25 protein-coding genes and 1 tRNA gene are annotated in these 26,219 nt (G+C 69.7%); 15 read left to right on the top strand and 11 right to left on the bottom strand.

Annotated features, from left to right (window positions below):
- Positions 1 to 61: 61 nt before the first annotated feature.
- Positions 62 to 433: a winged helix-turn-helix transcriptional regulator gene (locus tag D1781_RS00265; RefSeq protein ID WP_119480317.1), complete on the bottom strand. Its 372-nt coding sequence runs from the start codon at positions 431 to 433 to the stop codon at positions 62 to 64.
- Between the two features lie 70 nt (positions 434 to 503).
- Between D1781_RS00265 and D1781_RS00260 the strand changes: the two genes are divergently transcribed.
- A complete protein-coding gene (locus D1781_RS00260; RefSeq protein ID WP_119480316.1) occupies positions 504 to 1,430 on the top strand; it encodes an NADP-dependent oxidoreductase in 927 nt (308 codons plus the stop codon).
- 265 nt (positions 1,431 to 1,695) lie between these two features.
- On the opposite strand, the gene D1781_RS00255 is transcribed toward D1781_RS00260, so the two are convergent.
- The gene (locus D1781_RS00255; protein WP_158589946.1) at positions 1,696 to 2,730 is read right to left on the bottom strand and encodes a zinc-binding dehydrogenase; all 1,035 of its coding nucleotides are present in this window, start codon (positions 2,728 to 2,730) and stop codon (positions 1,696 to 1,698) included.
- Positions 2,731 to 2,805: 75 nt separating this feature from the next.
- Here D1781_RS00255 and D1781_RS18150 point away from each other — a divergent pair, with 75 nt between their 5' ends.
- Positions 2,806 to 3,225: a MarR family winged helix-turn-helix transcriptional regulator gene (locus tag D1781_RS18150; protein WP_119480314.1), complete on the top strand. Its 420-nt coding sequence runs from the start codon at positions 2,806 to 2,808 to the stop codon at positions 3,223 to 3,225.
- A gap of 47 nt (positions 3,226 to 3,272) precedes the next feature.
- Here the strand turns inward: D1781_RS18150 and D1781_RS00245 are convergent, their stop codons facing one another.
- Positions 3,273 to 4,190, bottom strand: coding sequence for a LysR family transcriptional regulator (locus D1781_RS00245; RefSeq protein ID WP_158589945.1), 918 nt, complete (start codon positions 4,188 to 4,190; stop codon positions 3,273 to 3,275).
- Positions 4,191 to 4,416: 226 nt separating this feature from the next.
- On the opposite strand from D1781_RS00245, the gene D1781_RS00240 reads away from it, so the two are divergent.
- The 5 genes from D1781_RS00240 (at position 4,417) to D1781_RS00220 (ending at position 9,878) form a co-directional block, all read left to right on the top strand.
- The gene (locus D1781_RS00240) at positions 4,417 to 5,265 is read left to right on the top strand and encodes an SDR family oxidoreductase (protein ID WP_119480312.1); all 849 of its coding nucleotides are present in this window, start codon (positions 4,417 to 4,419) and stop codon (positions 5,263 to 5,265) included.
- 59 nt (positions 5,266 to 5,324) lie between these two features.
- Positions 5,325 to 5,999 carry an NAD(P)-binding oxidoreductase gene (locus D1781_RS00235; RefSeq protein ID WP_158589944.1) on the top strand — a complete coding sequence of 225 codons (675 nt, stop codon included), beginning with the start codon at positions 5,325 to 5,327 and terminating at the stop codon, positions 5,997 to 5,999.
- 143 nt (positions 6,000 to 6,142) lie between these two features.
- Positions 6,143 to 7,789: an NAD-dependent malic enzyme gene (locus tag D1781_RS00230; protein ID WP_119480310.1), complete on the top strand. Its 1,647-nt coding sequence runs from the start codon at positions 6,143 to 6,145 to the stop codon at positions 7,787 to 7,789.
- Between the two features lie 27 nt (positions 7,790 to 7,816).
- On the top strand, positions 7,817 to 9,271 hold the full coding sequence (gene fumC, locus D1781_RS00225) for a class II fumarate hydratase (RefSeq protein WP_119480309.1): 1,455 nt from the start codon (positions 7,817 to 7,819) through the stop codon (positions 9,269 to 9,271).
- Between the two features lie 193 nt (positions 9,272 to 9,464).
- Positions 9,465 to 9,878 (top strand): tautomerase family protein, encoded by a 414-nt coding sequence (locus D1781_RS00220; RefSeq protein ID WP_119480308.1) that lies wholly within the window; start codon positions 9,465 to 9,467, stop codon positions 9,876 to 9,878.
- A gap of 170 nt (positions 9,879 to 10,048) precedes the next feature.
- Here D1781_RS00220 and D1781_RS00215 read toward each other — a convergent pair whose 3' ends face one another.
- Positions 10,049 to 10,630: a TetR/AcrR family transcriptional regulator gene (locus D1781_RS00215; protein ID WP_199706314.1), complete on the bottom strand. Its 582-nt coding sequence runs from the start codon at positions 10,628 to 10,630 to the stop codon at positions 10,049 to 10,051.
- 69 nt (positions 10,631 to 10,699) lie between these two features.
- Here D1781_RS00215 and D1781_RS00210 point away from each other — a divergent pair, with 69 nt between their 5' ends.
- From D1781_RS00210 to D1781_RS00195, 4 genes are all read left to right on the top strand, one after another.
- Positions 10,700 to 11,545 carry an SDR family oxidoreductase gene (locus D1781_RS00210; RefSeq protein WP_119480306.1) on the top strand — a complete coding sequence of 282 codons (846 nt, stop codon included), beginning with the start codon at positions 10,700 to 10,702 and terminating at the stop codon, positions 11,543 to 11,545.
- Entirely contained in the window at positions 11,542 to 12,621 is a 1,080-nt protein-coding gene (locus D1781_RS00205; RefSeq protein WP_325048762.1) for an NAD-dependent epimerase/dehydratase family protein, read from the top strand. The genes D1781_RS00210 and D1781_RS00205 overlap by 4 nt, the downstream gene beginning before the upstream one ends.
- A 533-nt stretch (positions 12,622 to 13,154) precedes the next feature.
- Positions 13,155 to 13,868 (top strand): hypothetical protein, encoded by a 714-nt coding sequence (locus D1781_RS00200; protein WP_119480304.1) that lies wholly within the window; start codon positions 13,155 to 13,157, stop codon positions 13,866 to 13,868.
- Positions 13,869 to 13,968: 100 nt separating this feature from the next.
- A complete protein-coding gene (locus D1781_RS00195; RefSeq protein WP_119481633.1) occupies positions 13,969 to 15,102 on the top strand; it encodes a tyrosine-type recombinase/integrase in 1,134 nt (377 codons plus the stop codon).
- A gap of 37 nt (positions 15,103 to 15,139) precedes the next feature.
- On the opposite strand, the gene D1781_RS00190 is transcribed toward D1781_RS00195, so the two are convergent.
- The 4 genes from D1781_RS00190 to D1781_RS00175 form a co-directional block, all read right to left on the bottom strand.
- Positions 15,140 to 15,229: transfer RNA gene (locus D1781_RS00190), tRNA-Ser, on the bottom strand.
- Positions 15,230 to 15,676: 447 nt separating this feature from the next.
- Complete coding sequence (locus D1781_RS00185; RefSeq protein ID WP_119480303.1) at positions 15,677 to 16,948, bottom strand: MFS transporter; 1,272 nt, start codon at positions 16,946 to 16,948, stop codon at positions 15,677 to 15,679.
- An 8-nt stretch (positions 16,949 to 16,956) separates the two neighbouring features.
- Positions 16,957 to 17,403 (bottom strand): MarR family winged helix-turn-helix transcriptional regulator, encoded by a 447-nt coding sequence (locus D1781_RS00180; protein WP_119480302.1) that lies wholly within the window; start codon positions 17,401 to 17,403, stop codon positions 16,957 to 16,959.
- A 48-nt stretch (positions 17,404 to 17,451) separates the two neighbouring features.
- Positions 17,452 to 17,676, bottom strand: a complete 225-nt coding sequence (locus D1781_RS00175) for a hypothetical protein (protein ID WP_119480301.1) — start codon at positions 17,674 to 17,676, stop codon at positions 17,452 to 17,454.
- 58 nt (positions 17,677 to 17,734) lie between these two features.
- Here D1781_RS00175 and D1781_RS00170 point away from each other — a divergent pair, with 58 nt between their 5' ends.
- From D1781_RS00170 to D1781_RS00160, 3 genes are read left to right on the top strand one after another with little or no spacing between them, the layout of a single operon-like run.
- Positions 17,735 to 18,169, top strand: a complete 435-nt coding sequence (locus D1781_RS00170; protein WP_119480300.1) for a nitroreductase family deazaflavin-dependent oxidoreductase — start codon at positions 17,735 to 17,737, stop codon at positions 18,167 to 18,169.
- Positions 18,170 to 18,213: 44 nt separating this feature from the next.
- The gene (locus D1781_RS00165) at positions 18,214 to 19,413 is read left to right on the top strand and encodes a glycosyltransferase (protein WP_119480299.1); all 1,200 of its coding nucleotides are present in this window, start codon (positions 18,214 to 18,216) and stop codon (positions 19,411 to 19,413) included.
- Positions 19,413 to 20,399, top strand: a complete 987-nt coding sequence (locus D1781_RS00160) for a glycosyltransferase family 9 protein (protein ID WP_119480298.1) — start codon at positions 19,413 to 19,415, stop codon at positions 20,397 to 20,399. The genes D1781_RS00165 and D1781_RS00160 overlap by 1 nt, the downstream gene beginning before the upstream one ends.
- A gap of 10 nt (positions 20,400 to 20,409) precedes the next feature.
- On the opposite strand, the gene D1781_RS00155 is transcribed toward D1781_RS00160, so the two are convergent.
- Both D1781_RS00155 and D1781_RS00150 read right to left on the bottom strand, forming a co-directional pair.
- Positions 20,410 to 21,630 carry an LCP family protein gene (locus D1781_RS00155; RefSeq protein WP_119480297.1) on the bottom strand — a complete coding sequence of 407 codons (1,221 nt, stop codon included), beginning with the start codon at positions 21,628 to 21,630 and terminating at the stop codon, positions 20,410 to 20,412.
- 155 nt (positions 21,631 to 21,785) lie between these two features.
- Complete coding sequence (locus tag D1781_RS00150) at positions 21,786 to 23,213, bottom strand: cryptochrome/photolyase family protein (protein ID WP_119480296.1); 1,428 nt, start codon at positions 23,211 to 23,213, stop codon at positions 21,786 to 21,788.
- Between the two features lie 252 nt (positions 23,214 to 23,465).
- Between D1781_RS00150 and D1781_RS00145 the strand changes: the two genes are divergently transcribed.
- Positions 23,466 to 24,863 carry a glycosyltransferase family 2 protein gene (locus D1781_RS00145; protein ID WP_119480295.1) on the top strand — a complete coding sequence of 466 codons (1,398 nt, stop codon included), beginning with the start codon at positions 23,466 to 23,468 and terminating at the stop codon, positions 24,861 to 24,863.
- 319 nt (positions 24,864 to 25,182) lie between these two features.
- On the opposite strand, the gene D1781_RS00140 is transcribed toward D1781_RS00145, so the two are convergent.
- On the bottom strand, positions 25,183 to 25,848 hold the full coding sequence (locus D1781_RS00140) for a winged helix-turn-helix domain-containing protein (protein ID WP_119480294.1): 666 nt from the start codon (positions 25,846 to 25,848) through the stop codon (positions 25,183 to 25,185).
- Between the last annotated feature and the right edge of the window lie 371 nt (positions 25,849 to 26,219).

Raw genomic sequence — 26,219 nt, 5'->3', positions numbered from 1 at the left:
GTGTGGGCAAAATGTGGGCACGACCGACGCCAGCGTCGAACGATGCGGAGCCTTCGCACCGCTAGAGGGACCCCTGTGGCTCCGCCCCGGACGCATCTCGGACTGCGTCCCCGTGCGCACGCACCCAGTCGCTCAGAGCGAGAACGGGCTCGGTCAGTGTGACGCCGAGCGATGTGAGCGAGTAGTCGACGCGAGGTGGCGCCTCAGCGTGCCTCTGATGCTGGACAAACCCGCGGGACTCCAACTGGCGCAACGTCCGGGAAAGGACCTTGCCCGAGATGCCGCCGATCGACTCGAGTAGATCGCGTGGTCGTCTCGGACCGAGGCTGAGCGCGGATAGGACCGGGACTGTCCACTTGTCGGCCAACAGCTCGATCGCGAATCGGGCGGGGCAGTCCGCGAAGAATTCTCCTCCCCGGCCGTAGTCGCTCATGTCTGAAAGGTACCTCGCGGTCTCAATCGGCTTCCTAGCGTTGAGTCGACCCCGATAAGGCAGGAGCACCATGCGCAGCATCATTCAGACCGAGTTCGGCGACCCCAGCGTCCTGCACGTAGTCGACGTCGCCGCGCCGGAACCCCTGCCAACCGAGGTGCTCGTTCGCGTGCACGCGGTGGGTATCAACCCGCTGGAGGCCAGACTCCGCGCAGGCGAGGGGGGCGACGCTCTACCCCTTCCAGTGACGCTGGGGTGGGATCTGAGCGGAGTGGTGGAGAGGGCGGTAACCGCACGATTCAGCGCAGGTGACGAGGTGTTCGGCATGCCACTGTTTCCCCGCTCGGCGCACACCTACGCCGAGTACGTGGCTGCACCTGCACTGCACTTCGCTCTCAAGCCCTCTTCCATGACGCATGTTGAGGCCGCTGCGCTACCTACGGTCGGGCTCACCGCGTGGCAGGGGCTCGTCGACCTGGCTCAGATCCGCCGGGGTGACCGTGTGCTGATCCATGCTGGCGGGGGAGGCGTCGGGCACATCGCGATACAGATCGCCGCTGCCGCCGGCGCTCACGTCATCACGACGGTCAGCGGGGCCAAGCGTGCGTTCGTCGAGAGTCTCGGTGCGAACGAGCTGATCGATTACCAAAGCCATGACTTCGCCGAGGTGATCGGTGATGTCGACGTAGTGCTCGACACCGTCGGCGGAGCCGTCGCCGAACGTTCGCTCGCCGTTCTTCGCCGCGGCGGCCACTTCGTCACGGCCGTTGCCGATGACGATACGAAGCTGCGCGACCGTTACGAGCGAGCAGGAATGCGGTTCAGTGGTGTCGCGGTGGACCCAGATCCTGCCGGGCTTGCCGGGCTGATCGCGCTGATCGAAGCAGGCAAGCTGCACGTGCAGGTTGAGGAGACCTTCCCATTCAGTCGAGTCGCCGACGCCCATCGTCGGCTTGAGAGCGGGCACGTCCTAGGCAAGCTCGTACTCGTGCCTTGACCGGACGCGTCGGCGGAGTCGCGACTGCCCAGAACTGAGAGATCCCCAACGAGCAAGCCCCCAAGGCCGCTGAGACCTCGGGTGCACGGAGGCGCCGCACGAAGAGCGCGCTGCTCATGGGCGCCGTTCTCAAGAGGGGCGTCGGCGGGTGCGGCAGCATGGCGGCTTCTGCCGGCTCGAGAGGGCGACGCGGGCAGCTCATCGACTTCGGGCTCGCTGCAGCGGCCGGCCAAGGCCCGCTGACTGCCGCACCTGCAGCGCGTACTCAGCGATACGCCACCTTCAGCACGACCTTGCCCGCGACGCCGCGCGCGACGTGCTCGTGAGCAGTAGCGGCCAAATCGAGCGGCAGCACCTCGGCGATCATCGGAGCAATCGCTGACCCCTGAAGCAGCCGCAGGAGTTCGACAAGATCCTCTCTAAACCAGTCGGGGTGCGCTGGCACGAAGGTCGACGAGTTGTATCCGACCAGACCGCGGCCCAGTCGGAACGCGGTGAGTGCGCCCATCCGCGGTCCCAGCGCCGCCGCAGCGACCAGTTGCGGCACGTCGCGCCGCCCCTCACGCAACGCGCTCGAGGCCCCGTAGGCGACGAGCGTGCCGCCCGGCCCGAGTAGGACGAGCGACTTTCTGCCCGTCCTCCCCCCGACGCCGTCGAACACTGCGTCGAACCCGCCCGGCGTTCCCGCGCGTGCACCAGCCCACCAGTCGGCGGTGCGATCGAGGGGGACCACCCCGCGATCCGTCAGCTGCGAGCGGCGGGAGGGCGACGCGGTGCCCATGACGTGCAGTCCGCGCAGCAGCGCGAGTTCGGCTAGTGCGCTGCCGACGCCGCCGGCCGCCCCGTGCACGAGGACCGATCCGCCGTGCCCGACAGGAGCTACGCGCGTGAGCATCTGCCACGCGGTGACGTAGTTCAGCACCAGGGCGACCGCACTTACGCTGTCGACACCTTCCGGAACCGGCACCGCGAACTGCTGAGACGAGATCACATGCGTGGCGTAGCCGCCTCGCCCCGCAGTCCGCACAGCTACTCGCGCTCCAATCTCGATGCCCGATACATGCGGACCGACGGCATCCACGATCCCGACGATGTCGTAGCCCGGGGTCACTCGGCCGCCCCTGACGGACCCCGTCAGGCCCTCGCGGACTAGGAGGTCGCCGAATGCGACGCCGGCAGTCTCCACGAGGACGCGGACCTCGTCCGCGACCGGGTCTGGGAACCTTGCAGGGGCGATCCGGAGCACATCGGGTCCTCCCTGGCGATCGATCACCACCGCCTTCCCCTCGACCTCCGACATGTGGACCTCCCTCTGTGATACTTGACGCATTCAAGTATCAAGATACTTGAAAGAGTCAAGGAACGGAGCAGGCTCATGGACGTACTCGCTCTCGCAGCGCAGATCGACCGATTGGCGCAGCTCCATCGCGGCGCCGCGGAGAAGGCCCTGCAAGCCACGGGCGTCGGTGCACCCGCCGCGGGGATGTTGTGGCGGCTAGCGCAGTTGCCTGACGCTCGAGGGGGGATGTCGGAACTCGCGCATCTGCTCGGGTGCGACCCCTCGTACGTGACCCTGCTGGCGAGAGAGTTGGAGCGTGCCGGCCTCGTGTCGCGCGACGCGGACGAGCAGGATCGGCGTCGCCGAGTCCTGCGACTCTCAACCGCTGGGGAAGCAGCGGCGCGGGAGGTCGGAATCGCAGTTCGCGCGGCCTCTCCGCTCTCGTCGCTCTCAGTGGTTGACGCGGCCGATCTCGGACGCCGACTCGCGGCCCTCGTGGTGACAGCCGAGCCCTAGGCGCTGCTGGGACGAGGGGTACGAGGTCGTTCGTCTCACATCCCCATCTACTTCCACACCAGCTCGTTCTGCCGCGTCGCGACCTCACGGTGCAGTGCTTCACGCACGAGTCGGACCTCTGGCCGGTCCAAGACCTCCGGTCGAGCGACGAGGGTCAGCGGGACCCGTTGTGGAGGGAGGTCTGCGTCGATGCGGCGGAGCCCTGCTGTCGTGGTCGCCATGAACTTTGGGAGCAAGCAGATGCCGGCTCCGGCCCGCGTCGCCTCGAGCAGGGCAAAGATGTTCGGCGACGCGAATTGCACGGTGTGGCGCGGAACATAGCTCTCGAGGTCGAGCTCACGGACCCGCTGCATCGCGTCGACGAAGAAGACGAAGCGGTGTGCCTGCAACTCGTCGAGCGTCGCCGGATTGCCGTACGTGTCCAGGTACGACTCGCTGGCGTACAGCGCGGCGTCGTACTCGCTCAACCGTTCGCTGAACAGGCGCGTTCGCGGGGGAGGGCCGGGGACGAGCGTGAGGTCGAAGTTCGTGCCTCGGAGCCCGAGGTGGCTCGCGCCGGTCACGAGGTCAGCCTTCAGCCGCGGGTGGGCGGATTGCACGCGCGCGAGGGCCGGGACGACGAAGCGGGTACCGAAGCCCTCCGCTGCGGCGATTCGCACCGTCCCCGTGAGCTCGTCGTCCTGCACGCCTGCGACAGCCCGGATTGCGCGCTTCACCGCATCGCTGATCGCTCTCCCCTGTCCGACAACCGCTCGTCCAGCATCGGTCAGCTCCCAGCCGTCGTTCTCGAGACGGACGAGTTGCGCACCGAGTCGCTTCTCCAGCGCTCGGACTCGACGGGCAACCGTCGTGTGGTCGACGCCGAGAACCTCTGCGGTCGCGACGAGCCGTCCGGTGTCTGCCAGCGCTGCGAGATACCGCAGATCGTCTGCACGGATCCCGAATTCGGCAACCTCTTCAGGCACTGGACCTCCCTGTGCAGAAACGCACACTAGTGGGCTCGACTGGTTCTTCCGAACGCGGTGAGCGCGCTTCTACGGTCCTCATGTCGCCGGTGACGAGGAAGCTCACCGGAGCCGCCGTCCCGAGACGTGGCCCCCGCTTCCGACCGAGCGACGTCGATGTGGAGCACCCGCACGACGGCGCGCGACGTCTCCGCCCCTGCGACGCACCAACCGAGGGAAGAAGTCGATGAAGAAGGTTTTGATCACGGGCGCCGGCAGCGGCTTCGGTCACGAGGCGGCTCTGCGGCTTGCCGAGAAGGGCTTCGACGTGATCGCGTCGGTGCAGATCTGGGCTCAGAAGGAGCTCGTTGAGCGCGACGCGAAGGCCCGCGGCGTGAAGCTCCAGGTCGAGAAGCTCGACGTCACGGAGGAGGGTGACCGCAAGCAGGCGCTCGATTGGGGCGTGGAGATCCTCGTCAACAACGCCGGCGTCCTCGAGGGCGGGTCGGTGCTGGACATCCCCGGCGCGAACATCCGCAACGAGTTCGAGGTCAACGTGACCGGTCCGCTGCTGCTGACTCAGGGCATCGTCAAGCAGATGATCAAGCGCGGCGAGGGTCGTGTTGTGTGGGTCTCGTCGCGCGAAGGGCTCAACGTCAACCCCTTCACCGGCGTCTACTCGGCCTCCAAGCACGCGGTCGAGGCGATTGCCCAGACGATGAAGATGGAGACCCAGGAGTTCGGGATCGAGGTCGCGACCGTCAATCCCGGGCCGTTCCTCACCGGCTTCAACGACCGCGGCTTCGAGTCCTGGAAGGGCTGGGTGGACGACCCGGCCCAGCGTGTCTTCGACTACACGAACCTCGCATTCCCGCGGGCGCAGTTCGACCCGGAGCCCGTCTACGCGACCCTGACCGCGGTCGCCGCGGGCGAGATCGACTCGTTCCGCAACCTCGAGCCGAAGTCGATGATCGACGAGACCAAGCAGCTGATCGATGCGCCGTGGTCCATGAAGACGACGGATGGGCTGAAGAGCCGGCACGACAACGTGCAGAAGTCCTACGACATGGACCCCGAGACGCCGGTCTCCGAGTAGTCCGGCAGGCGTGGCCGAGTCCACCCAGGATCACCGGCGACCAGCAGAGCGAAGCGAATGTGACCGGGGTGTTCCTCACCGGGGTGACCGGAAAGCTCGGTCGACGCCTGTCTGACGTGCTCGTACGAGACGGCGTCGAGGTCGTCGGTCTGCACCGAGAGGAGGGGCAGGCCGACGACCTCGAGCAGCGAGGCGTCACACCAGTCCGCGGAGACCTCGCCGTCATGACGGAAGCGGAGCTCGCGCATGTGATGCGGGGCACAACCGCTGTCGCCTTCACGGCCGGTTCGGATGGTGACGACGAATCGATCAACGCGATCGACCGAGACGCGCCTGCACGAGTTGCGCGCGCAGCGCAACGGGCCGGGATCCATCGGTTCGTGCTGGTGTCGGTCTTCCCGGAGGCGTGGGTCAACCACGAGCTCACGTCGTCGTTCGAGCACTGGCTGCGCGCGAAGCGCGAAGCCGAGATCCAGCTCGCCGAGACAGATCTCGACTGGGTGATCGTCCGGCCCGGAGCCCTGACGTCCGAGTCCGGTTCGCACACCGTCCACGTCGGTGGAGCAATCCGCTACGACGAGGTGTCGCGCGACGACGTCGCACGTGTGCTCGCGCACCTCCTCGAGCACACGGACATCCATCGCGAGATCGTCGAACTCACCGAGGGACACGACCGGATCCCGGCCGCGCTGCAGGCCTACGCGAACTTCGTGCGATCCCGGCACGCGCTCTGAGCGCCCCTGGGCTCTCCGGCTTCATGGCTCTGCGGCCCCGTCCGCCCACCCTCGTCCGCGTGATCAACGACCGCCTGCGTTCGCAGAACGGTCTGTGACCGCCATCCGCTACCCCGCATCACAACCACAGGAAGAAGGGCTCCATGCCGATCCACGAGACGGTCCTGCAGGACCGCACCGCCAACAAAGGGACCGCGTTCACGCACGAGGAGCGCTCCGCCGCCGGAATCACCGGTCGGCTGCCCGCCGCAGTCGAGACCCTCGACCAGCAGGCGACGCGCGCGTACCGCCAGCTGCAGCAGCAGCCGAGTGCCCTTCACAAGTACATCTATCTGAACGAGGTCCACGACCGGAACCAGGTGCTCTACTTCCGACTGCTCGCCGATCACCTCGCCGAGCTGCTCCCGGTCGTCTACGACCCCACTGTCGGCGAAGCGATCCAGCAGTGGAGCACCGACTTCCGCGACTCGCGCGCCGTGTTCCTCTCCATCGACCGCCCGCAGGACGTCCGCGCCTCGTTTCAGATGCTCGGTCTGGGCGCGGACGACGTGGACCTGATCGTCGTCTCCGACGCGCAGGAGATCCTCGGCATCGGCGACTGGGGAGTGAACGGCACGGACATCTCCATCGGCAAGCTGGCGGTGTACACCGCCGCCGCTGGCATCGACCCGAACCGAGTCATCGCGGTCAACCTCGACGTCGGCACCGACAACGAGACGCTGCTGAACGACCCCGCGTACCTCGGCAACCGGCACGCCCGCATCACCGGGCAGCGATACGACGACTTCATCGACCTCTATCTGAAGACCGCCGCGGAGCTGTACCCAAAGGCGCTGCTGCACTTCGAGGACTTCGGGCCGTCCAACGCCCGCCGGATCCTCGTCGACAACGCGAAGAAGTACCGCATCTTCAACGACGACATGCAGGGCACCGGCGCGATCGTCATGGCCGCATGCTTCTCGGCCTTGAAGGTGACGGGCGAGGCGTGGCGCGACCAGCGCCTGGTCGTCTTCGGGGCCGGCACTGCCGGCACCGGTATGGCCGACCAAATCCGCGCCGCGATGGTGAGGGACGGGCTCTCTGACGGCGAGGCCACACGTCAGATCTGGCTCGTGGACCGCGACGGTCTCGTCACCGACGACATGAACGGCCTTCCCGACTACCAGCAAGTCTACGCGCGGCCCGCGAAGGACGTGGCGGAGTGGCACCGGAACGACGACGCGATCGACCTGCTGACCGTAATCCAGCAGGTGAAGCCCACCATCCTGATCGGTACATCGACGGCAGCCGGGACTTTCACCGAGGACGTCGTGAAGGCCCTGACCGACGGCGTCGAGCGGCCCATCCTGTTGCCGCTGTCCAACCCGACCAGCCGCATCGAGGTGATGCCCGCCGACGCCATCCGATGGTCGGGCGGCAAGGCGCTCGTCGCCGCCGGCATTCCAGTGGAACCAATCGACTATGACGGCGTCACCTACACGATCGGGCAGGCGAACAACGCGCTGCTCTACCCGGGCCTCGGTCTTGGGACCATCGTCTCCGGCGCCGACCACGTCACCGACGGGATGCTCCTCGCCGCGGCCGAGGCGGTCGCCAGCCAGGTCGACGTCGCTCGTCCGGGCGCATCGCTGCTTCCCGAGGTCGCGAACCTCCGCGCCTCCTCCGCCACCGTCGCGCAGTACGTCGCCCGAGCAGCCGCGGCGGACGGCGTCGCCACGAAACCGCTCGACGACCTGGTGCAGCGCGTCGAGGACGCCATGTGGCAGCCCGCCTACCCCGAACAGTCCTGACCGGACGGACACGAGGAGAACACGGTCATGAGCAAGAGCGATCACCCGCAGAAGCGAGACATCCCGATCGGGCTCGACGCGACCGGAACCCGTCGCGAGTTCGACAGCATGGGCGACGTGCGGGTTCCCGCCAACAAGTACTGGGGCGCGCAGACCCAGCGATCGCTCGAGCACTTCGACATCGGCGACGACCGGATGCCGAAGGAGGTGTACCACGCGTACGGCGTCGTCAAGAAAGCCGCAGCGCTCGTCAACGCAGCAGCCGGTCGACTTGAGCCCTGGAAGGCAGAGGTCATCGTCCAAGCCGCCGAGGAGGCGATCGACGGGAAGCTCGACCATCACTTCCCGCTGTACGTATGGCAGACCGGCTCAGGCACCCAGAGCAACATGAACGTCAACGAGGTGCTCTCCAACCGGGCGATCCAGCTGCTGGGAGGCGAGCTCGGCACCCAGCAGCCCGTCGGACCGAATGACGACGTCAACATGGGTCAGTCGTCGAACGACTCATTCCCGACCGCAATGCACATCGCCGCTCTCGAGGTGATCGACGAGCGACTGCTGCCCGAGGCGCGGCGTCTGGCAACGGCGATCCGAGCGAAGTCCGATGGGTGGATGGACGTGGTCAAGATCGGGCGGACTCATCTCGAGGACGCCGTGCCCCTGACCGTGGGGCAGGAGTGGTCGGGCTACGCGGCACAGCTCGAGGCCTGCATCGCCGATCTCGAGCACGCCCGCGAAGGCCTGCTCGAGATCGCACTCGGCGGGACGGCAGTCGGAACGGGGTTGAACGCGCCCGACGGATTCAGTCGAGACGTCGCCGCGAAGATCGCCGAACTCACGAACAAGGAGTTCGTCACCGCGCCCGATAAGTTCGCCGCACAGGGGTCGCTCGACCCGTTGGTTCGAGCCCACGCCTCCTTCCGCGGACTCGCGGTCGCACTCATGAAGATTGCGAACGACATGCGATGGTTGGCGTCCGGCCCGCGAACCGGATTCGCCGAGCTCCTGCTGCCGCAGAACGAGCCCGGATCCTCGATCATGCCGGGCAAAGTCAATCCGACTCAGTGCGAAGCCATCGTGATGATCGCCATCCAGGTGATCGGCGACGACTCCGCCGTGGCCTTCGCCGGCAGCCAAGGCAACTTCGAGCTGAACGCGATGCGGCCGATCATCATCAACAATGTCCTGCATTCCGCACGCGTGCTCGCAGACGGGATGGCGCGGTTCCGCACCTTCTCCGTCGCGGGCACGGAACTGAATCGCGACAAGATCGGCGGCTACGTGGACCAGAGCCTCATGCTCGTCACGGCCCTAAGCCCGGTCATCGGCTACCAGGCGGCCGCGAAGATCGCCGAGGACGCCCTGGCACACGGACAGACACTCAAGGAAGCCGCCGTCGCGTCCGGGAAGGTCGACGAAGAGTCCTTCGATCGGATCGTCGATCCGAGCCGCATGGTCGGCTCGGGAGTGGCCGGCGCCTAGCCTTCGGCCCGAACCGCGGCGGTGTGCGGGCACTCGAGCTCCGACTCGATCACCCGCACACCGCCAGCCTTCAGCGCGCGGCTCTGCATCCGCTCACCGCTCGTCTAAACGGCGCGGGTCATCGCCCAGACCCAGGCGCAACCCGCTCCGATCCCTCGCATGTTGATTCGATCCAAATAGGAAGTGCAGCGTCATGCCCAAGCTCTTCGTCCGCTCGACCGCGGGCACCTTCTCCCATGATGCTCGCGCGTCCGTCGCGGCCGAGCTCACCGAACTCGGCATCGCTTGCGAGGAGCTCGCCGACCGGCAGGAGGTGAGGGAGGGGGTCTGGGTCGTCTTCGACGAGTGGAGCCCCGAGACGGTCTTCAGTGCTGGACGCGCGGCGACGAGGCAGACGATCGTGCTCGAGGTCTTCGCGCTCGAAGGAGGCCTCGATGCGTATGCTCGACAGCGGCTGATCGCTGAGGCGACGAGCGTCCTCGACGAGCATGCAGAGGCTGCCGAGTACAGAACCCCCACGTTCGTCGTCATTCATGACATCCCCGGTTCCCGCTGGGGCATGTACGGCGAGCAGGTCGAACTTGCCGCGCTGCGCGAGCCTGCTTGAGCTGCTCGCGGCGTCCGCCACTGGAGGCTCGCGACCACGAGGGATCATGTCGCCGCGATTCGAGCGGGAGGCCAGCGGGGGCTCGTTTCGCCACACGGATCGGCGGAGCGAGAGCTTCCGCCTGGAACCACGAGCCGTTCCTGCCTTCGGTCAGTCGGGCGAGGCGTCGATCAGCATTGATCGAGCCATGCGGAGAGATCCTCGCCCTGCCGCACGATCACATCGGGGTCGCGGAGAACGTGCGCGAGCACGGACATGCCCTCGTAACGGGAGACCAGCGACAGAGCCGAGTCCCGCGGATGAGCGGCTCCGAGCGCTTCAAACTGCCTGCCGATCCAGGCCAGCAAGTCCACATAGAGCACACGTGCTTCCAGCGCGAGTGCGTCGTCCTCGCGCTTGCCCAGCTCGGTCGCGAGGGTCGCAGTGGGGCAACCTCGACGCGATGCCGCGTCACGGTGACTCATCCAATCGTCGACGAGCCCCTTCAAGCGTTCGCGCGGGTCGGGTCGCGCCGACAGCTCACGCAGGACCGTCTCCTGATAGGTGCGGTGCTCTGCCAGGACTGCGCTGATCAGAGCGTCCTTCGTCTTGAAGTGGTAGTAGACGTTCCCCACCGGGATCTGCGCGGCGCGGGCGATGTCAGCGAGCGTCGAACGCTCGACGCCGTGCTCATAGAGCACTTGCATTGCGGCATCCGTGAGGCGACGCGCGCTCTCTGTCGCGGGCGGGCGCGGGTCGCGGGCGGCGCTCACGACTCGATCGTAAAGCCGAGGAGTTGCACCTGCTAGCGTTCAGTCAGTCGGCTGACTGAAAGGGACAACATGATCGTCGTAATCGGAGCAACCGGCAACATCGGTCGACCGCTGGTCGACCTCTTGGCTCAGGATGAGGAGGACGTGGTCGCCGTGTCGCGAAACGAAGTCGACTACTCCCGCCTTCCCAATGTGCGGTGGGTCGGCGCGGACATGAATGTCGCCGACTCCGTGCGTCCGCTCGCAGCTGGCGCGCGGGCCGTCTTCGTCCTCCTTCCGGGCGGACTTACCAGCGAGGGCGAGGACCCGGACCGACTCATCCGGGCCGTGACCGACACTGGCCCGGAGCGCGTCGTCCTCGTGTCGTCGCAGATTGTTGGTACGCGCCCCGCAGCGAGGTCGCACGCGCGACTGGCTCAATACGAGCTGGCGCTACGGACAGCAGGACCCGGATTCACGATCCTCAGGCCGAACGGCTTCATGTCCAACGCGCTCGGGTGGGTGTCTTCGATCCGCGCTCAGAGGACGGTCTACGCCCCCTTCGGCGACGTCGCATTGCCGAGCGTGGACCCGACGGATGTCGCCGCGGTAGCGGCTGCCGTTCTCACGCAGGACGGGCATCGCGGCCGGACTTACGTCCTGACGGGTCCGGCGCCGATCACCCCGCGCGAGCAGGCGCGGACGATCGCGGACGCGCTCGGCGAGGAGGTCGAGTTCCGGGAGGTCGCGCGTGATGATGCCTACGGCGCCATGACGCGGTTTATGAGCGGCGAGATGGCGGCCGGATCCCTTGACGTGCTGGGCGCCCCTGTCCCCGAGGAGCGGTTGGTCAGTTCCGCCGTCGCCTCCGTTCTGCAGCGCCCACCTCGCACATTCCAGCACTGGGTCAGCCGCAACCTGCAGGCGTTCCAGTGAGGTGGAGCCCGTACCAAGGAGTTGCTGTGGAAGGTCGTCCTAGCCCGAGGGTGCTCGTCACCGGAGCGTCGGGGTTCGTCGCCGGGCACGTGATATCCCGGCTGCTGAGTGAGGGGTACACGGTCCGCGGCACAGTGCGCGGAGATCCGTCAACCGCAGCAGTGGCCCATCTCAGTGCGCAAGCTGCGCAGGGGCGCGGCAGTATCGAGTTCGTCGCCGCGGACCTTGATTCCGACATTGGTTGGGAGCGAGCGCTACACGGAGTTGACGTGGTGCTGCACACGGCCTCGCCGAACCCCTCAGCATTGCCCGAAGACGAGGACGCGCTGATCGGACCTGCGGTGAAGGGCACGCTGCGGGTCCTCCGTGCGGCAGCGCGGGCATCTGTCCGCCGTGTTGTGCTTACCTCCTCTACTTCGTCAGTGACCGCCGGTCACGAGACTCGCACCGGGAGGATCTTCACTGAGGCCGACTGGTCTGTTCTCCCGCAAAGTTCGCCCTACGAGAAGAGCAAGACGATGGCCGAGCAGGCGGCCTGGAACTTCGTTGACAAGCAGCCGTCGGCCGGGCGATTGGAGTTGGTGGCGCTCAATCCGGGACTTGTCTTGGGGCCGCTTCAAGTCGCTCGGCTTAACGCGTCCAGCGAGGTGGTCGCGCGTCTGCTTGACGGATCGTTGCCCGCCGTGCCGCGTCTGGCGTTCAGCGTCGTCGACGTTCGCGACCTCGCTGCAGCCCATTTGCTCGCGATGACCGCTCCGGCCGCGCCGGGGAGCCGATACATCCTTGCCGGACCAGCGATGTGGATGCAGGACATGGCTCGTGTCCTCGCAGATCAGTTCCGACCGCAAGGGTTCCGCGTGCCTACTGCTCGGCTGCCCTTCGCGGCGCTTTGGCTCGCCGCCCGGTTCGATCCTGCCGTCAAGCTGATGCTCCCAGCGGTGGGGCGCAGCGAGCACCTCTCAAGCCAGAAAGCCGCCGACGAGCTGGGATGGCGTACAAGGTCGGCGGTCGAAACACTTCTCGACACGGGCCGGAGTCTTATCGATCACGGGCTGGTCGCCCCTCGGCGTTCCTAAGCTCGTCCAGAGCGAGCGGCGCGTTCTCCGACCTCGCGGACGTCGCACGAGGGACGGATGGCGCAGGAGCTCGACGTCCTACGTGTCTCGCGCGGGGAAGCGAGATCTCGCGCCGATAGAGCCTCAGGTTCTGATCACGTGCGTAAATCCGTCGCCAGCGAGGCGCGCTTGTTTCAGAGCTGTGGTCTCGCGCCGGCGTCACGGCTTCAGGCTGCGACAGCGCGCCTGCGACCCGATCACAGTGGGCATCCTCCCTGGGTCGCCCGTCGTTGTACCCGTCGTTGGTTGCGTGGGGTCTTGCGAGGGGTTTCGGGCGTCTTGCCCTGTCCTGGCCTGCCACCTCCGCTGACGCGGCTCCCGAACCACCCCCACACAACTTGAAATGAAGCGTTGTGTAGGGGTGGTTCGGGAGTCCAGGTGGCAGGCCAGGACAGGGCAATCAGTTGTGTCTAAGGAACACAGGTGAGATGTCAAGGAGGGGTGGTCGGTGATGGCGTGATCGGAGGTGTGGCTGACATCGGAGGCGGGGTTTCGTGGTGGTGCGGGATACGGACGGTGTGGAGCGTCGGGCGTGGGTGACGGCTCGGGACGAGCGGATGTGCGAGTGGCTGCGGATCGTTCGGGTGACGGATGTGCAGGCGATCCGATGGGTACTTGGAGCGTTGAACGGCGTCGATGGTCCGGTGTCGACACGTCGGGCCCAGGCGTGGTGTGCGCGGATGGACCTCGTGGGGCTGATCGAGCGCGCGAACCTCGGCGGCCCGGGTGGCTCGATCGTCTGGGGAACCTACGAGGCGACAGGGCTATCACGGCCGAACATCTACCGGCAAACGACGCGGCATGAGGTCGCGGTCGCCTCGGTGTCGGCTCGGTACATCAACGCCAGCTTTGCGTGGCGGCGGGACGAGCGGCCTGCGCAGGTCGGGAGCCACCAGGCCGACGGAGTTGCGATCGGTCGTCGTACTCAGCAGCTCATCGAGGTCGAGCTCACTCCGAAGCGGGCACCCCGGTACCTGTCGATCTTCCAGGCTTACAGGAGACGCCTCGATGCTGGAGGAGCCGACAGCGTCACGTACCTGTGCAACGACAGCAGCGGTCGAGCAGTCCGAGCTGCTCTGAGGGCATCGCCAGCCGGCCGAGCCATCGCGGATCGAGTCTCGGTCCGAGACGTGTTCACCGACCGCGGCGCGGTTAGGGCGAATAGCGCAGGCGCCCGTCTCCCGTCCTCCACAGCCCACGAGAGCTGACCCTCGCTGCCGATCGCTAATCGCCTGGAAGGAGGCGGGCGGTCTGCGCATGAGTAGAGGGCGGTTCGAGGAGACCTTTCAAAACAGCCGGGAGGAACGCGTGGGATCGGTCGAGAGCTATCCGACGAGTGCTGGACGGCGCTACCGGGTGCGGTACCGCACGCCGGACCACCGACAGACGGACCGTCGAGGATTCGTCACGAAGCGCGACGCGGAGATGTTCCTTGCTTCCGTCGAGGTGGCCAAGGCCCGCGGAGAGTACGTCAACGCGGGCGACGCGCGCATCGCGCTCGGCGACCTCGGTGAGGTGTGGCTCACGCAGCAGACGCACCTCAAGCCGTCATCGCTTCGCCCGTTGCTCATCGCATGGCGAGTTCACGTCCAGCCGCGTTGGGGCGCCGTTCGGCTCAGCGAGGTGCGCCACAGCGATGTCCAGGCGTGGGTCTCCGAACTGAGCGCTGCTCGAGGCGCGACCACGGTGCTCCGGGCGTACGGGGTTCTGGCCGGGGTGCTGGATGTCGCGGTCAAGGACCGCCGCGTGCAGTCGAACCCCGCGCGGGGCGTGAACCTGCCACGCAAGGTGCGGAAGGAGCACCGGTACTTGACTCACGAGCAGGTCCACTCGTTGGCCGGCGTGTCGGGGGAGCATCGCACGTTGGTTCTGCTGCTCGCCTACACGGGGCTGCGCTGGGGCGAGGCGATCGGCCTCCGCGTCGGGGACGTGGACCTTCAGCGGCGAAGGATCGCCGTCTCGGTCAACGCGGTCGAAGTCGGGCCCGAGATCCGCCTCGGCACGCCCAAGTCCCACAAGCGCCGATCAGTCCCGTTTCCGCGGTTGCTAGAGACGGCACTGCGCGAGCAGACAGTAGGCCGAGGCGATGACGAGCTCGTGTTCGCAGCGGCCGACGGGCTGCACATGCGCCGCGTGCGCGTGAGCAGCGGCAGTCGGTCTTGGTTCAAGACCGCCTTGAAGGAGGCGGGGCTCGATCCGATGACGCTGCATGACCTCCGGCACACCGCAGCAAGTCTGTCTGTCAGCGCCGGCGCGAACGTCAAGGCCGTTCAGCGGATGCTCGGCCACGCGTCGGCAGCGATGACGCTCGACATCTACGCCGACCTCTTCGACGACGACTTGGACGTCGTTTCGGACCGCCTCGATGAGGCGTATATGCGCTCGAGTGTGGGCAAAGTGTGGGCAGAGCCGTCTTCGGCAGTGCCCCAAACAGGGCAGTAGCCCCGGAATCACGCGGATCTCGGGGCTACGACAGGAGCGGAGACGGTGGGATTTGAACCCACGGAGCCCTAATAGGGCTCTCCACCTTAGCAGGGTGGTGCACTCGACCGGACTATGCGACGTCTCCCGGCGCCAGCAGCATAGCCGCAGAACGCGGCGACGACCCCGCGGTGCGACCGGGGTACGTGCCGACTTCCATTCGGGGGACGTCGCGTTGCACCGGTTTCCAGGGCACGGATACATTGAGCGCGCCGACCACCCACCCACCCGGTCGGCGAGCATGTCCCCCGCATGCGCCTTCACGACTCCGGACGGTGCCGCCGCGTTCCGTCCGGCTCCGGAGTCTCATCATCCGACCGTTCGGGCCGTCGCTGGTGAGACGAGGGAGGCCGCCGGACTGCAAATGGGTATGCAGCGCTGGCGGTCTCCCGCCTTCCTCCGCGGGCTCCGCGCGCCGTCCGGCTCCTGCCCTGCCCTCGCGCGGTAGCCCTGCCGTCGCGCGGTCGGCATGCGTACCGCGGGTCGGCGCGGCTACCGCGCTACGTGGGTCAGCCACCGCGCGAGCGGGTGCGGGTCAGTCGGCGTCGCCGACCGCGAGGCCGCCGACGATCGGGTCGCGGCCCTCGACGCGGTCGAGCGTCGAGCGCTCAGGCTGCGCCACCTCGCCGCGGTCCGCCGCGGCGAGAGAGGAGCGGACGGTGCTCAGCACGACCGCCGCCACCGCGACGGTGACCGCGGCGATGAAGAACGGCAGGTGCGCCTGCGGGTCGAACGCCTCGACGATCAGGCCGGCGACGAACGGGGCGAGCCCGCCGCCGATGAACCGGACGAAGCCGTAGGTGGCGGAGGCGACGGGGCGCTCGACCGGCGCGATGCTCATGACCGCGGTCGTGACGAGCGTGTTGTTCGTGCCGATGAAGGCGCCGGCGATGATGACCCCGACGATGACGACGGCGGGCGTGGTCGAGAAGATCCCGATCACGGCGAGGTCGACGGCGAACAGCGCGAAGGCCGCGTAGAGGGTCCTGGCGGTCCCGAACCGGCGCTGCGCCCGCGGGGCGATGAGCACCGAGAACAGCGCGACGAGCACGCCCCAGCCGCAGAACACGGCGCCGAGCAGGATCGGATTCTCGATGCCCATCAGGAACGGGGAGTAGCCGAGCAGGGTGAAGAAGCTCCAGTTGTAGAGCAGGCCGACGATGCTCGTGGTCGCGAGCGAGCGGTGCTTCAGCGCCGCGAGGGGCTCCGAGAGCCGCTGCTTGCGGGCCGGCACCGGCGTCTTCGGCAGCAGGAACACGGTCGCGACGAGCGCGATGAACATGAGGCCGCTGACGCCGAAGAAGGGACCGCGCCAGCTGATGCTGCCGAGCAGGCCGCCGACCACCGGGCCGAGCGCGATGCCGACGCCGAGGGCGGCCTCGTAGAGGATGATCGCGCCGGCGAAGCCGCCGGAGGCGGAGGCGACGATGGTCGCGAGGCTCGTCGCGATGAAGAGCGCGTTGCCGAGCCCCCAGCCGGCCCGGAAGCCGACGATGCCGCCGATGGAGCCCGAGAGCCCGGCGAGCGCCGCGAAGACGACGATGATCACGAGGCCCGCGATGAGCGTGCGCTTCGCGCCGAGCCGGCTCGAGACCCAGCCGGTGACGAGCATCGCTAGCGCGGTGATCACGAGGTAGCTCGTGAAGAGCAGCTCGACCTGCGTCGGCGTCGCGTCCAGCTGGCCCGCGAGGCTCTTCAGGATCGGGTCGACGAGCCCGATGCCCATGAAGGAGACGACGCAGGCGAAGGCGACGGCCCAGACGGCTCGCGGCTGCTTGAAGGGGGATGTGGTCGGGGTGTCGTGCACGGCGGTCCTCACGCGGTCGGCCGTGCCACCGGCACGGCGGTCAGGTGCCGGAGCGCGGGCAGCGCTGCGAGCAGCGCGGCCTGGTCGTCCGCAGCGAGTCGCACGAGGAGGTCGGCGATCCGCCGGGACCGCTCCTCCCGGTGCTGGTGCAGGCGCTCGCGTCCGGCGTCGGTGATCGTGACCAGCGTCGCCCGGCCGTCGGAGGGGTCGGCGCTCCGCGCGGCCCAGCCGCGCGCCTCCAGCCGGTTGACGAGCGAGGTCGCCGCGGGCTGCGTGATCGCCTCCAGCGCAGCGAGATCGGTCACCCGGTGCTCGCCGCCCGTGTCGAGGCGGTCGAGGAGGCTGAGCGCGGTGGCGGACACGTCGGTCGAGGACCGCGACCGGCGCAGCCAGGTCACGATCTCCTCGAAGGCGCGGCCGAGCGCGGCCAGGTCGGCGGCGGGCTCGTCGGTCACGCCACCAGCATAGCAGCCTTATATAACTCGCCTATGGAGGCGAGGGGCTCAGGAGACGGCGGGCTCCGGGTGCGCGCTGAACTCGGTCCAGGCGCGCTCGTACACGATCTGCTGCGCGGGCAGCGCCGTCTCGAAGTAGCCGTCGTAGATCGCCTTGCCGCCGGACTGCGGGAAGTCGGTGAGGTGCGCGACCTCGCGGGCGAACTCGGCGACCTCGTCGCCGCGGTCCTGCTGCTCGGCGAGCCATTCCGGGAAGGTGAGCGTGGTGGCCATGCCGACAGTGTGCTGCGCCCGGTTTGCGCGACGGCTGAGCGCTGCGGATGATCGGCTCATGCCGTTGACCGGAGAGTACGCACCGAGCACGTCGCAGTGGGCCCGCGAGCAGGCCGAGCGGTACGAGGCGACCGGCGGCGCGGAGGCGAACACCCTCCGCGGCGTGCCGATCATCGTGCTGACCTCGGTCGGCGCGAAGAGCGGGAAGCTGCGCAAGACCGCGCTGATGCGCGTCGAGCACGACGGCCGCTACGCGGTCGTGGCCTCGAAGGGCGGCGCGCCGGAGCACCCGACCTGGTACTGGAACCTCGTCGCGCACCCCCACGTCGAGCTGCAGGACGGCCCGGAGCGCCGGGACTACGACGCCCGCCTGCTCGAGGGCGAGGAGCGCGCGACGTGGTGGGAGCGCGCGGTCGCCGTCTGGCCCGACTACGCGGGCTACCAGACGAAGACCGACCGCGAGATCCCGGTGTTCGTGCTCGAGCCCCGCTGACCGCACCCGGCCGGCGCCCGGCCGGCGCGGGCTACCGTTCCGGCATGCGAGCCGCACCCGGGCCCGAGCGGCCGCTGCGCGTCCTGCTCGTCTGCGGCCGGCTCGACCCGGAGCGCGACGGCGTGAGCGACTACGTGGTGCGCCTCGCGGCGGCGCTCTCGGCGCGCGGTGCCGTGGTCCGCATCCTGCACACCGGGTCGGCGACGGCGGTGCGCGGCGCCCGGTCCGCGGGCGCGACCTGGGGTCCTGTCGCGCTCCTCCGCGCCGCTCGGGCGGCCCGCGGCGCCGATGTGGTGCACGTCCAGTTCGCGCCGTCCATGTACGGCTTCCGGATCGGCGTCGGGCTGCTGCCCCTCGTGCTCGGTCGCCGGCGGCTCGTGGCGACCCTGCACGAGTACGGGTGGTGGCGCTGGGAGCGGCGGCTGCCGGAGGGGCTCTGGCGCCGGCTCGAGGCGCTCCGCCTCGCGGACCGCGAGACCGGCCTGCTGGTGCCGCGCGCCGGCGGCGTGATCACGACGAACCGCGGGCACGAGGACGCGGTGCGCCGGCGCTTCCCCGGCGCGCTGCCCACCGCGACGATCCCGATCGGCGCGAACGTCGCGGTGGCCGACGCCGCCGCGACCGACGATGCTCGGCGGGCCGTGCGGCACGAGCTCGGCGTGCCGGACGGGGCGGCGCTGCTCGCGTTCTTCGGCTTCGTGCACCCCGTGAAGGGCGTGCGCTACCTCGCGGCCGCGCTCGCCGCGCTCCGCGAGGATGGCCGCGACGTGCACGCCGTGGTGGTGGGCGGCTTCGAGTCGCTCGCCCTGCCCGCGGACGAGGCGGCCGCCTTCGAGACGGACCTGCGCGCCGACATCGCGGCCGCCGGGGTCGCGGACCGGATGCACATCACGGGCTTCCGGGCGCCGGACGCGGTGTCGCGCATCCTCGGTGCCGCGGACGCCGGGGTGCTGCCCTTCACGCACGGCGTCACCGCGAAGAGCGGGTCGCTGCTGACGCTCCTCGCGCACGGGCTCCCGACCGTCGTCACGGCCGGGGAGGAGGCGGAGCCCGAGCTCGTCGACGGCGACCGCGTCGTCGTCGTGCCAGCCGTGCGGGACGGAGCCGCGCTCGCCGCCGGCCTCCGGCGGGTGCTCGACGACGCCGATCTGGCGGAGGGCGTGGCCGACCGGGGCGCCCGGTGGGCCGAGGAGCACGACTGGGACGGCATCGCCGAGCGGCATCTCGCCGTGTACGTCGCCTGATGCGGATCGTCGTCGTCGACACGATGGGCGGGCTCGGCGACCTGCTCCTCGCGCTGCCGGTCATCGAGGCCGTGACGCGCACCTACCCGGAGGCGGAGACCACGGTCGTGACGACGGCGCCCTGGCACGTGCTGCTGGAGCGCGACCCCCGGCTGCACGCGGTGGTCCCCGTGCCCGGCCGCGACGAGGCCGCCGTGCTCGGCGCGGTCGTGCCGGTGCTCGAGGAGCTGCGCCCGGACCTCGCGATCACGACGAACCGCCAGCACGGCCTGCCGGAGCTGCTTCAGCGCACCGCCCGCCGCGCCGTCACGAACCTCTGGCGCCGCCCGCCCGCGGACGAGGCCGTCGACCTCCGGATGCTCCGCCTGCTCGTGGAGGACGGCGTCGTCGATCCCGCGTTCGGCGCCCTGCCCCCGCGGCTCGTGCTCGACGACGCGGAGCGGGAGGAGGGTCGCCGGCTTTTCACGAAGCTCGTGCCGAGCCGGCCCGCGCTGCTGTTCCCCGACTCCGGCATGCGGGTGAAGCAGTGGCCGCTCGCCGCGTGGGCGGAGACGGTCGACCGGCTGCGCGCGGAGGGGTGGTCGCCCGTCGTCGTCTCGCAGGCGGAGGACCAGCGGCAGGCGCTCGCCGGGGCCGGCGCGGTGGTCGCGCCGCCCCTGCCGCTGCGCGCCCTCGCGGGGCTCGCGGCCGCGGCGGCGGAGCGCGACGGCCGGGCGATCGGCGGCGACACGGGGCCCGTGCGGCTCGCGACCGCCGCGGGGCTCCCGGCGGTCGGGCTCTTCGGCGCGACCGTCGCGGGCCGGTACGGCTACCGCGGCCGGGCGACCGTGAACCTCCAGGGCTACCCGGAGTGCCCGGTCCGCACGCCCACCGCGATCACCGAGCAGGAGTGCTGGTGGACCGCCCGGTGCCCGCTGACGCCCGACCACGAGCCCCGCTGCATGGCGGCGATCACGCCGGAGCAGGTGCTCGCGGCGGTGCGCTGAACGTCGCCGCTCAGCGGCTCCCGTAGGCGATCGAGCAGGTCTGCTGCGCCGCGGTCTGCCCGCGGAGGCCGGCCACGACGTCCGGATCCGCGGTCTTCGTCGGCGACGGGGTGGGGGAATCCGTCGACTCCGCGTCCGCGGCCGCCTGCTTCTTCGCGGCCTTGCCGAGCTTCGTGCTGAGGCCGAGCGAGTCCTTGTCGAGCCGGATCGGCTCGTCCTTCTGCACGCGGTCCATCAGCGCCGTCGCGAGGGCGGCGTTCGGGATCACCTTGTTGCGGTTCACCGGGTCGTCGACCGCCGGGTACTGCACGAACACCATGTGGTCGAGGCCCACGGTCTTCACCGCGACCGCCATCTGGACCATGGTGTCGGGGTTCGCGAGGGACTGGGACAGGGTGATGCTGCTGGCCGCGGCGCTCGCGAGGCCGTAGAGCTTCGTCGGGTCGGACAGCGTGCCCGCCGACGTCATCTTGCGCATGAGCGACGACATGTACGCCTGCTGCGACGCGATGCGGGAGAGGTCGCTGCCGTCGCCGACGCCGTGACGGCTGCGGAGGTAGGCGAGGGCCATCCGGCCCTTCACGACGGAGACGCCCTTCTTCAGCTTGAGGCCGGAGTCGGGGTCGTCGACCGCCTTGTTCACGCAGACCGGGACGCCGCCGACGGCGTCCGCCATCTTCACCGTGCCCTGGAAGGAGAACAGGGAGGCGTAGGGGATGTTCAGCCCCGTCAGGTTCTCGACGGTCGCCACGACGCAGCCGAGGCCGCCGCGGGCGTACGCGGTGTTGAGGGGCTGCGCGGCCATCGCGGAGAACGTCTCGCCGGTCTTCGGGTCCGTGCACTGCGGGTGCGGGATCACGAGGTCGCGCGGGATGCTGACGACGGTCGCCCGGGAGTGGTCCGCGGAGACGTGGATCAGGATGTTGACGTCGTTGAGCGTGCCGTCGCGCTTCGCGCCGAAGTGCTTCTGCCCGGGCGCGTTGTCGGCGCCGACGAGCAGCACGTTGAACGCGCCGTCCATCGCGGCGATCTCGACCGGCTTCCCGTTGCCGATGTCGACGGCGTTCGTCTGGAACTTCGACGTGAGGTGCCAGGCGCCGTAGGCCGCGACGGAGACGGAGCTGATCGCCAGCACGGTGACGAGCACGAGGAGGGTGCGGCCGATGCCGCCCCAGATCGTCCGGGGGCCGCCGGCGGCGTGCCGGGCGGCGGCTCGGGTGTCGTCGTGCAACGGCGTGCGTCCCCTCGAGGATGTCGTGTCTGGCGTCGGGCACGGCGATTCGCGACCGGATCGGGGGAACTGTAGGCACCCGTTCGCGTGCCGCCGGGCAGGCGCACCGGCGCGCCACGGCGCTCACAGGCGGCGTGCACGGTAGCGCGGACGCGTCAGGACCGCATGCGCTGGTAGGCGTCGAGCGCGGCGGCGCGGGAGGCCTTGAGGTCCACGATCGGCTCCGGGTACGCCGGGTGCTCGCCCGTCGTCGGCCCGTCCGGGACGGTCCACGGCTCGTGCCGGCCCTTGGCGTCGAGGTCCCGCAGCTCGGGCACCCAGGTCGCGATGTACTCGCCCCGCGGGTCGAACTTCTGCCCCTGGAGCACGGGGTTGAAGACGCGGAAGAAGGGAGCCGCGTCCGCGCCGGAGCCGGCGACCCACTGCCACTGGGCCGCGTTGTTCGCCGGGTCGGCGTCGACGAGCGTGTCCCAGAACCACCGCTCGCCGATGCGCCAGTCGTAGCGGAGGTTCTTGATGAGGAACGACGCCGTGACCATGCGGACGCGGTTGTGCATCCAGCCGGTGTGCCAGAGCTGGCGCATCCCGGCGTCGACGAGCGGCACGCCCGTGCGCCCGCGCTGCCAGGCGCGTAGCACCCGGTCGTCGACCTCCGCCCAGGGGAACGCGTCGAACTCCCGGTGGATGTTCACGGTCTCGAGGTCGGGGTGGGCGTCGAGGAGGTCGTAGTCGTACTCGCGCCAGCCGAGCTCGGTGAGGAACTTCAGCCGGATGTCGGCGGGCACGTCCGCCTGCTGCACGCGGTGCCACACCTGGTACGGGCTGACCTCGCCGAACTTGAGGTACGGGGAGAGGCGGGAGCTCGCCTCGGCGGCGGGCTCGTCGCGCTGGTCGGCGTAGCGGGCGAGCCGCTCGTGCACGAACTCGTCGACGCGCCGGTGCGCGGCCTTCTCACCGGGCGTCCACGTCTCGCCGAGGCCCGCGGACCAGTCGGGCCCGATCGGCAGCAGCCCGAGGTCGTCGAGGTCCTCGGAGCGCAGGTCGCCGGTCCACGGCGCGACGGCGTTCGGCGCGGCGACGGGCTCGCGCGGCGCCCCGCCGCGGGTGAGGGCGCGGAAGAAGGGGGTGAAGACGCCGAAGCGCTCGCCGTCGCCGTTCAGCACGGCGCCGGGGTCGTGCAGCAGCGACGCCGTGTGCACGGACACGGCGACGCCGCGCTCCTCGGCGGCCCGCTGCACGCGGTCGTCCTGCTCGCGCTCGCCCCGCGTGTAGCGGCGGCTGGTCGTGAGCAGCCCCGCCCCGGTCTCCTCGAGGATCGACGCGATCTCGCCCGCTCCGTCGCCGTGCCGGAGCACGAGCCGGTTCCCGCGCTTCCGCAGCGACGCGTCGAGCGCCTCGAGGCTGTGGTGCAGCCACCACCGGCTCGCGCCGCCGAGCGGCCGGCCGACGTCGCCGGAGTCGTCGAGCACGTACACGACGACGACGGGCCGGCCGGAGTCGACGGCTTCGCGCAGGGCGGGGTTGTCCGACACGCGCAGGTCGTCGCGCAGCCAGACGACGGCAGGGGCGTCCTGGTCGGGCATGCCCGGACGGTATCGGCGAGGGCTGGGCGCGGTCCTGAGCGAACGGGGGCCTCCCGGTCGCGCACGCGTTTCCGTGCACGACCCCTCGACGGGGGACCACTCGGACTGGGCCTGCCGGGGGCGCCGCGCCGCTCCTACCGTCGGAGGCGCGACGTCCCCCCATCGTCGCCCGCGCGGCCGTACCCGGGCCGCCCGTCGACGGCGACGACGCGCCTCCCCAGGTCCGTCGCGCCCGCTTGCGAAGGCCCCCGAATGCCGCTCCCCGCGACCCCCGACCTGCTCGACCTCGAACGCCTGCTCGAGCCGCCCGCCCGCCGCCGCGTCGAGGACGCGCGCATCGCCGCGATCCTCCCGGCCTACAACGAGGAGGCGAGCATCGGGGCGACCATCGAGTCCCTGCTCGCCCAGACCCGCGTCCCCGACGCCGTCTTCGTGCTCGTCAACAACTCGACGGACGAGACCTACTGGGTCGCCCGCGAGTACCAGGGCGAGCACCGCCGCACCCACCGCGACGCCGTCATGACCTGCTCGGTCACGGTGATCGACATGGGCGAGGTGCCGGACAAGAAGGTCGGCGCCCTGAACTACGGCTTCGCGCTGGCGAAGGACTACGACTACATCCTCGGCGTGGACGGCGACACCGTGCTGGACCGCCGGTGCCTGCAGCACCTCGCGGAGGAGATCGTGTCGGACAGCCGCGTGGGCGGCGTCTCCGCGATCTACGGGTTCGACCAGTCCGTCGCCCGCAGCCCGCTGCAGGGCTTCCTCGTCCGGTCGCAGCGGTTCCAGTTCGCGGGCTTCAACATGGACAACCTGCTGCGGTCGCGCAACATGGCGGTGCTCGGCGGCCAGTGCTCGCTGCTGAACGTGGCGGCGATGAAGCGGACGATGATCGCGAACCGGCAGGACACGCCCTGGGTCGTCGACTCGGAGATCGAGGACTCGCTCCTGTCGCTGCAGCTGCGCTCCGCCGGCTACCGGACCAAGATCTCCGCCTCCGCGCGGGCGGCCGTCGGCGCGATGACGACCGTGCGCGCCCTCGACGCGCAGCAGGTGAAGTGGAACGCGGGCGGCGTCGAGCTGATCCTCGGCAACCCGCTGCACCCGAACCTCCGGCTTCGGTGGCGCGAGAACGTCGCGATGCTGATGAACCTCGCGTCGCGCGTGCTGTTCCTCGCGCTGGCCGCGGCCGCCCTCTCGGTGCACGCCTTCGCGTTCGCGTGGTGGTGGGCGCTGCCGCCCGTCGTCTCGGTGCTGCTCGCGCTGCGGACCGCCACGAGCATGAAGGGCTGGACGGCCCGCGACGTGCTGCACGCGATCGCCTTCGTGCCGGGCGAGATCTACATGCTGCTGCGCGGCGTGCACTTCCTGAAGGCGTGGGCGCAGGTGGTCACCAGGACCGAGCGCGACAACTGGGCCGCGCAGGCCCGGGCGGAGAACGGTCAGGGCGGCGGCGCGGGCGCGCTGGTAGCGGTGCTCGGCGCCGGGCTGGTCACGGCCGTGGTCGCGTGGGGCTGGCTGCAGCTGGACGCGGTGTGGCAGTCCGGCCTGCTCACCGTGGGCTGGACGGTGCTCGCCGTCGTGACGGTGCTGCAGACGCTCGCGATGCTGCGGAAGCTGCTGCGCCGCCACCGCGGATTCACGGTCTGATCAAGGGCGCTGGCATGGGAAAGGGCCGGCCGCAGAGGCGGCGGCCGGCCCTCATCCCTTGCACCAAGAGTGTCCTGCAAACACACGCGCCGTCCGCCACAGCAAACGTTCGACGCGGGAGCAACGTATAACGGTCCGGTAACGGTGCGCCAGTGCTCACGGCGTGTCGGAGCCAGCAGAATGCTGTGAGAAACACCAGAACACACTGATCACCCGGTGGCAGTCCCCTTTTCAACGCGGCGCAGCCGTGAGTGCCGAGTCGAGCCGCCCACGGCGAGCGAGGCAGCTGCGCCGCAGCGGCGTCGGCGCGGCCATGAACTCAGAAGCGGTCGGGGCTCGGTCCCTCGCCGTAGCGGATCACGACGTCCGCGTGGCGGTCGAAGCGGTAGCCGCCCCCGCGGACCGTGCGGACGACCTCGCCGTACTCGCCGAGCTTGGCCCGCAGTCGGCGGACGTGCACGTCGATGGTGCGCTCGTTCGGCACCTCGTGCTCGCCGTCGGTCCAGAGCGCGTCGATGATCTCCACCCGGGAGACCGTGCGGCCCTCGCGCAGCACGAGGAACTGGAGCAGCTCGAACTCGCGGTAGGTCAGGGGCGCGGTCTCGCCGTCGATGCGCAGCTTCTTGCGGCCGAGGTCGAGGGTGAGCCCGGTGCGCCGGCGCTTCGCGACGGTGGCGGCCGGCGTGCCGGCGGGGGCCCGGTCGGCGAGCGCCCGGCGCACGATGTCGACGTCGCGGCCGCCGAGCCCGGCGGGCGCGAGGGCGACGGCGGCGTAGGTCTCGGCGTCGGGGACGAGCTCCGCGGTCAGGGTGCGGAGCGCGTCGACGAGCGCGGGCAGGTCGATCCCGGCGGCGCGGGCCTTCTCCTCGTCGATGCCGACGTAGAGGGCGAAGCCGCGGGCCTCGCTGCCGTCGGGCACGACGCGGAGGCCGGTCTGCTGGGCGGTGCGGGAGGCGGAGAGGTCGGAGACGGTCGCGAGCGACATGGAGGTGGTGTCCTTGATGCGAATGGGCCCGCTCGTCGGGAGCGACGGCCGAAGACTGAGAGCTGCGGAGGAGAGCGCGCACAGCGGTGCGCGGGGCCCGGGCGGAGTGCCGGGCGGACGTCTACCGAGGGTTCAGCGACACATTCGGCGGCTGGACATGCCGCACATCATCGACTGCGGAGCCTGACGGGCCGGAACGGCGATCGTGCAGCGCAGGGCGGATGACATGACCGCGATTGTGGCGCGCACTGCGGGACGTGTCAACCACGACGCCCCGTGCGCGGATCCGCAGTTCCTGCCCGACACGCCGTCGAACGAGGTCGGAAGAGCGGCGTGTCGCCCCGGAAATGCGGATCCGCGGAGGAACTGCG

The sequence above is a fragment of the Amnibacterium setariae genome (assembly GCF_003581425.1).
Lineage (GTDB): Bacteria > Actinomycetota > Actinomycetes > Actinomycetales > Microbacteriaceae > Amnibacterium > Amnibacterium setariae.
Note: the sequence above shows the minus strand (reverse complement) of the source record. Positions and strands in the feature narration are given on the sequence as shown.